This is a genomic window from Vibrio sp. SG41-7 (assembly GCF_014164465.1).
GTDB lineage: Bacteria > Pseudomonadota > Gammaproteobacteria > Enterobacterales > Vibrionaceae > Vibrio > Vibrio splendidus.
This window is the reverse complement of the sequence record NZ_JACJFF010000164.1, coordinates 1-8,579: the sequence shown is the minus strand read 5'-3', so window position 1 is coordinate 8,579 and position 8,579 is coordinate 1. Positions and strand designations below refer to the sequence as shown.

Below are 8,579 nucleotides of genomic sequence, written 5' to 3'. Positions count from 1 at the left end.
CCAGCGAATATCAGTTAGCATTGTTCTTGGCATGGTATTGGTTATGGTTTTACTTTTGGCGAAGCAAATTATAACTCTTTACCATGCTGTTCAAAAAACACTCACGAAAGATCAACACGCCCTAAGAATAGGTACTAAATAAGTATTAGGAAATGAGATATTGGTCGATTAAACAATGTAATGTGATCTTTTTTAGTATGAGATATTAAGGTTTTGATTTTTTATGGATTTTTAAGATGGACCGTTCTCAATTTGACTCGATTAGTGTACTCCAACCTTTTCCAACTCAGGTGCAATTTGTCCAATTAGTGGACCGCCTTCAGGATAAAGTTGAGTTGTCTCAATTGTACCTAGAAATATGTACGGAGGTTAGTAGTGATTTCTTTTATGACTGTGATCTCTGCGATGGGCATTCTGATCCTAACTTGTCTAGAAAACGCATTAAGACCAAAATTTTGGCTAAAGTCCCTCAGTTAGCTCTTTTCTTAAAAAATATTCACCCAGGAGCGGCTCATCAAGTAGAAGCCCTCTCGGTTCTTCGTCGAGAAGTTGTAGACTTTTCAAATATATCGGACTTTAAAAGAGATCTTAGATCAAGGCATGAGGCGCGTTGGACTAGGTTGCAGAAAGAAGATCAAGGAAATAACGAAGCTCAGGGAGGAGTATCTGTCCTTGGTTCTCTATCTGAAGAACTGCTTAAACGTGCGATAGAAACAGTCTCAACGAGTCCAGATATTTTTCAAACCAATCAAGATGACACTAAGTCCTATGGGGACTTTGTACTAATGTCTTTGCCTAATAATCTTTGGTTTTCTGTGAAATCAGGGTATTCGAGAGAACGCCTTCTTGCATCAGGCTTCTCCAATGATCTAGTCGGTGTTGGTTTTTTCGAGGAACCATCAGAGTTTACATCTCAGTACAAAGTTAGAAACTTTAAAAAGGCAGGCTTTCTGGCTATCTATCTACCAGATGTTGCCGTGACAGAAGAACAGCATAATGAAAATACATCTACTTATGCAGAAGTTTGTGCTTTTTATAACCAGTCGGGTAGGGCTGCACCCCTTAATATCAATGGAACAGGTTTTTTCCGACCGTTATCAGAGTTAGGTGACGATATTAAAGCTCTACTAGAGCAAGACCTTCAAAGAAGAAGTACTTTAAACTTTTAATGGAGAATAAGCCCCAATTAGGGGCTTATTCTTCAAGGGACTTAATTAGCTTGACGTTTACCACCCATCAACTGGTCGGCGGCTGATAGTGTGCTAACCAGTTGTTTAGCTACAGCATGTATTACATTCATGCAAACTGAGTTGCCAAACTGCTGATACACTTGGTTTTGTGAAACGGCATCAACCTTAAAGCTTTCAGGAAAACCTTGTAACCTAGCGCACTCGCGTGGCGTTAGCTTGCGTGGGTTTTTATTGAGCTGGGCTTGGTCAATGAGTATCTCTGAACCATCTTTATAGTATCGAGCACTGATGGTATTCGTGTACTCACTCTCTGCATTGAAAAGTGAATAACCAAACCCGTTGCCTTTGGTCTTATGTCCTTCCTTTCGCTTTTGATGTCCTTCCCATAGTCTATCTGAAATAGTAAAACGGTCTTTACCATGCTCTGCATGATCAGCAGCCAATTCCTCTGGTGTTTGTAGGATGTCTCCAACACGTGTTGGTGTCTTTGGCGGCTCAGGCCAATTGAACATATCGCCGAAATTTACGCCTGGGAACTGGTCCTTATCAAAACCAATTATGAACACTCGCTCTCGGTTCTGAGGTGCACCAAAGTCACCTGCTCGTAATACGCGTACATCAACCCAGTAGTTCAACTCATCTTGCAACGCACGTCGTGCTTCTTCACTCATAGGCACATCTTCTGGGATCTGTTGTTCATGTTTCCCTTGTAAGATATCCATGATCGTTTTTAGTGTACGACCTTTGTCATGCCCTCTGAGCTGTTTGACGTTTTCAAGTAAAAAAGCTTTGGGTCTCTTTAATGCCAAAATTTTCTGGACCTCAAAGAACATCGTACCTCGTGTATCACTGAATCCTTGTTTTAGACCTGCTTGAGAGAAGGCTTGGCATGGAAAACCACCTAAAAGGATTTCATGATCATCGATCTCTTCAGCTGAGATCTTAGTGATATCACCATTTGGCATGTCGCCATAGTTAGCTAAGTAAGTTTTTTGGGCGAATTTATCCCATTCTGAGGTGAAAACACAATGACCGCCTAACTGCTGAAATGGGTAGCGGATACCACCAATACCAGCAAAAAGATCGATAAAACGAAAGCTTGCGTCTTCTATTTTTCCTTGTTTTAAAGGGGCATTATCGTAGAACCTTTTCATTTCATCTTCTAGGTCGATAATTTTACCCCACTTAAGAGGTGAAGGTTTATGCTCTCCAGCTTCCCAACCACGAATTGTTCGTTCGCCGTCTTTGCCTAGACCTATCAAATTTGCTAGCTCGCGCTGCCCTAAACCAAGTCTATCTCTTAACTCTTTGATATAATGGGAGGTATTCAATTTGTGCACCATATTTCTCAATTGATATCCGGTTTTTGCCCCGGTGATAGTGTGCACTGTATATTTAGACATACATAATTGCAAGTGGTTATCCGGTTTTTAACCCTGTAAACAGGACGTGAGAATGGCTTATATAATTAAAAATGGGATGGTTGAGCACAATGGTGTTTTTTTGGAAGCTGAACACCTATTTAAGCTGGGGAGAATATCAGCCAACTCTGACGGTGTTGAGGTTGGGTTAGTTATTTCTAAGCGCCCGGCTCAAATCCATTTTAAATTTGAAACAGAACCAGCCCCTAATTTTGTTTTGTTTTTTCGTGGAAAACCATTAGATAAAGAACAAACACATTCGTTGGTTAAGTATGGCTACTTCATATCTGATGGTAAAAGAGTGCATTTTGTTAGCTCCCGCATCAATGAGCACCTAGCTATCGCTTTTGGTGACTTACCGCTACCTAAGTTGATGAAACTTCTTCGTTCCTTACATTTAGAAGCGTTGATTGATGAGTTCCCAGCTCACTTAATTGAAATGCTGAGAGATAATCAGAAGAAACAAGCTCATCATGAAAAGCTATTCGTGCAATCGTTGTATCCGTATCAAGAAGAAGGGGTCAACTGGTTAAGTTTTTGTGCTGAAAACGGCGTGGGAACTATTCTTGCCGATGATATGGGATTAGGCAAGACAGCCCAAGTGATTGCGCTGTGTTGCGATGTCTTAGAGAAGAATCCTAACAGTAAAATTTTAATCGTCGTTCCAAATCCCTTACTCGACAATTGGGTTAGAGAGTTCCAGTTTTTTGCCCCAAGTATTGTTCCATACCTTCATTATGGAAAACATCGTCGTGGTGTCGCTTCCGCTTTTGATGAGCATAATGTCGTGGTTACTCCTTACACGACAATGTCTTCAGACATTACTATGTTTGAAGACATGTATTTTGACCTCGCTCTGTTTGACGAAGCGAGTATGTTAAAAAACCCTAAATCGAGCCGTTCCTTGTCTGCTCGTCGATTGAATGTTGGTGTAACCGTTGCTATGTCTGGGACCCCAGTTGAAAACAGCTTAATGGATGCATGGGCGTTAACGGACCTAGTATTTGAAGGCTTTTTAGGGGCGCAAGATAGCTTTAAGAGTCGATATGTTCATTCTGATTTGTCTGAGACACTCAATAAGAATTTAGAAGAGCTTGAGAGTAGTTTGCGTCAAATTACTTTACGCAGAATGAAAAAAGATGTGTTGGAGCAATTACCAGAAAAGCTTGATATACACACAGCCGTTTCTATGGGAGAAGTTGAAAAAGCACAGTATGAATCGTTGATTGATGAGATGCAGAGAGATAATCAAAACGGTGGTGGTGGGATCCTTCCATTAATAAATAAACTCCAGCAATTTACAGCTCACCCAGCACTGATTGACTCTACAATACCTAATGATGTTAGATCTCTTATTAAGCATAGCGCTAAGTTCGAGTTACTTATGATCCAATTGGATAAAATTGTACAAGCTGGTGAGAAGGTTATTATTTTTGCAACTTTCCAAAAGGCTATTGACTTAATACAAGGTGCGATACGCGAAAGGTATGGCATATTGCTTGGGGTTATTGATGGTCGCACACCCAATGATGAGCGTCAGCCACTTATTGATACCTTCTCTTCCTCAAAAGGCTTTGACGTTTTGTTACTGCACCCTCGAACGGCAGGTATGGGGCTCAATATTACAGCCGCAACTAATGTGATTCACTACTGCCGTCAGTGGAACCCTGCACTTGAAGAGCAAGCGACGGCAAGGGCTTGGCGAAATGGTCAAAAATTCATAGTGAATGTTTATTACATGTACTACGCCGGTACTATTGAAGAAAAGATCGATGAACGCATCCGTCTAAAGCAGCAGCTCAGTGAACGTGTTGTTTCAGTTACCGATGATAAAGAAACAGATAAGCAGATAATGCTAGAGTATTTGGAAACGTTAGGTTTATGAATCAAAAAATAGAACTACCAGAAGAAGATGATTTTCGCCCGTCAGCGGCTCGATTAGTCGAAAGTTTACGTGATACCGGTTATAGCAAAGAGGCTGCATTTTCGGACATTATTGACAATTCAATAGCGGCTAATGCAACTCAAATTGAAGTCGAACTCCAGTATATGTATGGAGAGTTCAGAGTCATCATTAGCGATAATGGTGATGGGATGTCAGAAGAACAACTACGAAATGCAATGCGTTATGGTTCGCCACGCCGTGACAATCCTAAATCGTTAGGTAAGTTCGGTATGGGGCTAAAGACAGCATCGACAGCATTTTGTCGCCGTCTTGTAGTGCTATCCCATCAGAATGGTAACAACGTCGGTCGAGCGTGGGATATAGATAAAATTATCGCTTCGGATCGCTGGGAGTTAGAAACTCCAGATGAAGATGATTATTACGATGATTTTGAGGTATTGAGTAGTTTTTCAAATGCTAGCGGCACCATGATTATTTGGGAGAATATAGACCGTTTAGTTAAGTCTGGCAGTGAAAAGCAAATGCGAGAGCAGATTAAGTCTCTTGGTAAAGACCTTTCTTTAGAGCTAAGCGCAGTATTCTTCAAGTTTTTGAACTCTGGTGAAGTGACCATTTCAATGAAAGTTGGAGATAGCCCATCCGTAAACTTAAAGGGTTGGGATCCTCTCTGCTCCCAATTTGTAACTAAGGACGGTGTGCGTTCTCGTATATTGAAAGAGAGGTTCGTACAAATTGAGGGCGATAAAAATCTTAGCTTTACCGTAAAAGGCGGTGTTATTCCTTCTCTAAATGAATTGAATTCTGATGAGCAAGACTACGTCCGTTATGGCCTCGATAATCAAGGGCTTTACATCTATCGAGAAGGTCGCCTTATCTGGCACGATGGCTGGCCACATCGTATGTATAAAAAAGAAAGTAAGATCACACGTCTTCGAGTTGAGCTGAATTTCAGCCACGAATTAGATGATGTGTTCAGCATCGACTTTCGCAAGAGTCGTGTCATTATCCCTGCCGAAATCAGAAAAGAGTTACAACAGCTCATTTCTCCTTGGCGTCAAGAGTTGACTAAAGGGCAAGAACGCTTAACTTCTGCAAATACTAAGCGGGCGCACGGCCCTGCCGATAAAGCGATTGATAAACATAAAAAGTACACCAAGAACTCTGAAATTAAAGTTGATGGTGACACGGTAACGATCCGCAATAAAAATCAGATGAAACCGATCGTGATTCAGGGGATTCGTGTCTATGATGACAAAGCCGTTCGTGTACATGAGGAAGATTCATTACTGGGTGATTGCTTATGGGAGCCTTCATGTGATGACGAAGGAAATACATGCGTCACCCTTGGCAAGTCACACCCTTACTTCCATAAGATGTATAACGTTTGCAAAGGTAATGCCGAGGCCATGAAAGCCTTGGATATGCTGCTGTGGAGTTTATCAAATGCTGAGCACGGTGAGTTCTCTGATGCTAACAAGCATACGTTGAATGGATTTCGCCAAAAGGTAAGTCAAACATTACGCCATTTGAGTATCGAGCTTCCAGATGTGGAGGAGGATGAATGAGTTACCAATATGATCTATCCGACTTTAAACGCTATTTGAATGATAAAAACCCAAAGTATCGAGTGGACGGTCTGATTTTTTGGAAGACAACAATTCCTATTCCTATAGATTTGTTCAATCGGATTTTTAATGAATCAGATCATATCGTTACCGATTACGTTTACCAGCTAGCGGCAAGTGCTGTGGCATTTAGCCACCAAGAGCAATTTGAAAGCATCTTTGAGGTTGCAGTTACAGACCTACCTAAAGGCGACTTAAAGAAAAAGCATGTCGCCTTGCTAGATTGGCTCAATGAGCAATTACCAGAACGATCCGAAATTACCCGTATGGCTTACGAGGTCGCAGATACCTTAGGACTTGAAGCGTTCATATTCTCTACAGAAAAAGTGGCAGAAGCACTTCAACACCAAGGAAAAAAATATGCTCGTATCTTTATGCCTGAAGCGGTAAAAACACATTACACTTTGATACTAGGTTGCGAGAGTGTTGGTACCGCTAACATGGATATGTTTGGCAATATTATTGCGGATCGTTATGGTATTTACAGAGCTGGATTTGGTGATGCTTTAGTAGCTATTTTTAATGGGTTGTTGGACTTCCGTATCCTTTGCTCTGGTCGAGGAGAGCATTTGAGCAACTACAGAATAGTTGCTCCTCTGATCGAAGATATTGATGTTCGCCTAGCTAAAACAAGTGATGGTTCGCTATGGGAACCTGGATATGAAGATGACCACTATATTACTCTAAATAATGAACACCCTCTTATACGTAACCTGTCGGAAGAGCAATCAAGGCCGTTAGCCGAGTGTCTGTTTTTTATGGGGGAGTTTGAGAACGGCCAGTTTTCAGACACCAACAAGAAACTGATAGAAAACTTACGTCAAGAGGTCTCGCGTAGCCTTTGGATTAAGCACGATTAACTTCAATGCAGCTGCCTTAGGGTAGCTGTATTTTTATTTAGGAATTAGAAAGTAATGCTTTCAAAAATTAACACGGTTGGTGAATGGTATAAGAGTGAGTCGGAGTCAAGCTGGCATTTTGATGAGTTTTCGTTTACAGAAGAGGTCAAGAGTGCTTTTAGTAACCTCGACTTGGATCTTGAGATCTTCGAGCATTCAGCTCGAATTAAGATTACAAACAATAAAAACCATTGCTATATTCCTAGCCACTACTTCCTATATGCACTAAAGCTCCAACCTTTAGTTTCTCTGCTTAGTAACTACATGGCTGTCTTTGACCAAGTAAAAAGCTCGGTAAAGACAGCAGTTGATTTTCATAATTTAATTAATAGCTCTTCACCATCAAACCCAGTATTAACCTCGTTAGATCCTTATAGCCGAGATAATTTTTTAAATGCATTCCGTTTGAAAGCTAATCGATTGGGCGGGAAAGATATTATTAACGATGACAAAACTAAAGGGAAAAAATATCGTTCACAAGATGATTTTATGAGCTCAATCTTGCTGAAAGCGTTGCCTGTCCCAGATGCAAGCTCTGGTGTACTTGGTGATTTGCTTTATGCGTTCTCCAAATCCCCATCAGCTTACCAAGCTCTTATGGATAACTACTCTCCAGCTATTCCATACCTCTTTAGGTCAACAAGTGGCGATGAGTTGATGTTTAGGGTCTTATCGACACTTGGATGGCAAGGTAAATTGGATGCTGAATTAACTCCATCCTCATCAGGGTTTGCTGATTGGGGATCAATCGATAAAGCATTTTTGTTTAGACCTACCTCTATATTGGGTCACGCAGAATATGTTGAAGAGCCGATTCACTATCATTTACCTTCACACCAGTATGTATATGTTAAAACAGGCTTACTTGATACTGATGAATTAAGAGCAAGTGTCTCTGATCTTATCTCTAGGCTGTGGAACAACATGTCTATTCAGAAAGATGATGAGGTGTTTTTCTTTAAGTCTTTTCTTCGCTTTGACTTGAAAGCCCCTGCATTTACCGGTGCGAGCAATAAAATCTTTTATGGTGCGCCTGGAACAGGTAAGAGCCATCACATTCATAATGTAGAGTGTGATGGTGCTAATAAAATCGTGACGGTTTTTCACCCTGACACTCAGTACAGTGACTTTGTTGGTGCCCTTAAACCTAACATGGCAACAGATGAAAACGGAAAACCCTACGTTGCTTACCAATTCCGACCAGGGCCGTTTACTAAAGCACTAATAGAAGCGAAATCTCACCCGTCTAAACATGTCTGCTTAGTAATTGAAGAGTTGAACCGAGCACCGGCAGCTGCTGTCTTTGGGGAGCTATTCCAATTATTGGATAGAGAGGATGATGGTGAAAGTACTTACAAGATTGATGCGTCAGACCCTGACATGTTGTCTTACATCAACCAATCTCTTGATAAGGTCGGTATATACCCAATCAACTTGAAGATGCAGGCTTAAACACCTGAAAATTGTCATTGATTCGAGACGTCAACGAACCTGCAATCTCTGGAAGAGTTACAGTAAAAAATTGGTCTATGGCTTCC

Annotated in this window: 6 protein-coding genes and 1 pseudogene; 5 read left to right on the top strand and 2 right to left on the bottom strand. The window is 41.1% G+C overall.

Annotated elements, in window-relative coordinates; all coding sequences use genetic code 11:
• Window positions 1-236 precede the first annotated feature (236 nt).
• On the top strand, window positions 237-1,169 hold the full coding sequence (locus H5300_RS24210) for a hypothetical protein (RefSeq protein WP_240696924.1): 933 nt from the start codon (window positions 237-239) through the stop codon (window positions 1,167-1,169).
• A 41-nt stretch (window positions 1,170-1,210) separates the two neighbouring features.
• On the opposite strand, the gene dcm is transcribed toward H5300_RS24210, so the two are convergent.
• Window positions 1,211-2,593 carry a DNA (cytosine-5-)-methyltransferase gene (dcm, locus tag H5300_RS24205; protein ID WP_241909596.1) on the bottom strand — a complete coding sequence of 461 codons (1,383 nt, stop codon included), beginning with the start codon at window positions 2,591-2,593 and terminating at the stop codon, window positions 1,211-1,213.
• A gap of 52 nt (window positions 2,594-2,645) precedes the next feature.
• On the opposite strand from dcm, the gene H5300_RS24200 reads away from it, so the two are divergent.
• From H5300_RS24200 to H5300_RS24185, 4 genes are read left to right on the top strand one after another with little or no spacing between them, the layout of a single operon-like run.
• Window positions 2,646-4,496 (top strand): DEAD/DEAH box helicase, encoded by a 1,851-nt coding sequence (locus tag H5300_RS24200; protein WP_182797103.1) that lies wholly within the window; start codon window positions 2,646-2,648, stop codon window positions 4,494-4,496.
• Window positions 4,493-6,082, top strand: coding sequence for an ATP-binding protein (locus H5300_RS24195; protein WP_102561822.1), 1,590 nt, complete (start codon window positions 4,493-4,495; stop codon window positions 6,080-6,082). The genes H5300_RS24200 and H5300_RS24195 overlap by 4 nt, the downstream gene beginning before the upstream one ends.
• Window positions 6,079-7,002 carry a hypothetical protein gene (locus H5300_RS24190; protein WP_102561823.1) on the top strand — a complete coding sequence of 308 codons (924 nt, stop codon included), beginning with the start codon at window positions 6,079-6,081 and terminating at the stop codon, window positions 7,000-7,002. The genes H5300_RS24195 and H5300_RS24190 overlap by 4 nt, the downstream gene beginning before the upstream one ends.
• A 54-nt stretch (window positions 7,003-7,056) precedes the next feature.
• The gene (locus H5300_RS24185) at window positions 7,057-8,493 is read left to right on the top strand and encodes an AAA family ATPase (protein WP_220503572.1); all 1,437 of its coding nucleotides are present in this window, start codon (window positions 7,057-7,059) and stop codon (window positions 8,491-8,493) included.
• Here the strand turns inward: H5300_RS24185 and H5300_RS24180 are convergent.
• Window positions 8,471-8,579 (bottom strand): annotated as a pseudogene (locus H5300_RS24180) (IS630 family transposase); the annotation flags it as partial. The gene H5300_RS24185 and the pseudogene H5300_RS24180 sit on opposite strands and share 23 nt — an antisense overlap.

Bases quoted from the DNA above. Each gene is read 5' to 3' on its own strand.
- H5300_RS24210 (WP_240696924.1), top strand. From the start codon at position 237: ATGGACCGTTCTCAATTTGACTCGATTAGTGTACTCCAACCTTTTCCA.
- dcm (WP_241909596.1), bottom strand. From the start codon at position 2,593: ATGTCTAAATATACAGTGCACACTATCACCGGGGCAAAAACCGGATAT.
- H5300_RS24200 (WP_182797103.1), top strand. From the start codon at position 2,646: ATGGCTTATATAATTAAAAATGGGATGGTTGAGCACAATGGTGTTTTT.
- H5300_RS24195 (WP_102561822.1), top strand. From the start codon at position 4,493: ATGAATCAAAAAATAGAACTACCAGAAGAAGATGATTTTCGCCCGTCA.
- H5300_RS24190 (WP_102561823.1), top strand. From the start codon at position 6,079: ATGAGTTACCAATATGATCTATCCGACTTTAAACGCTATTTGAATGAT.
- H5300_RS24185 (WP_220503572.1), top strand. From the start codon at position 7,057: ATGCTTTCAAAAATTAACACGGTTGGTGAATGGTATAAGAGTGAGTCG.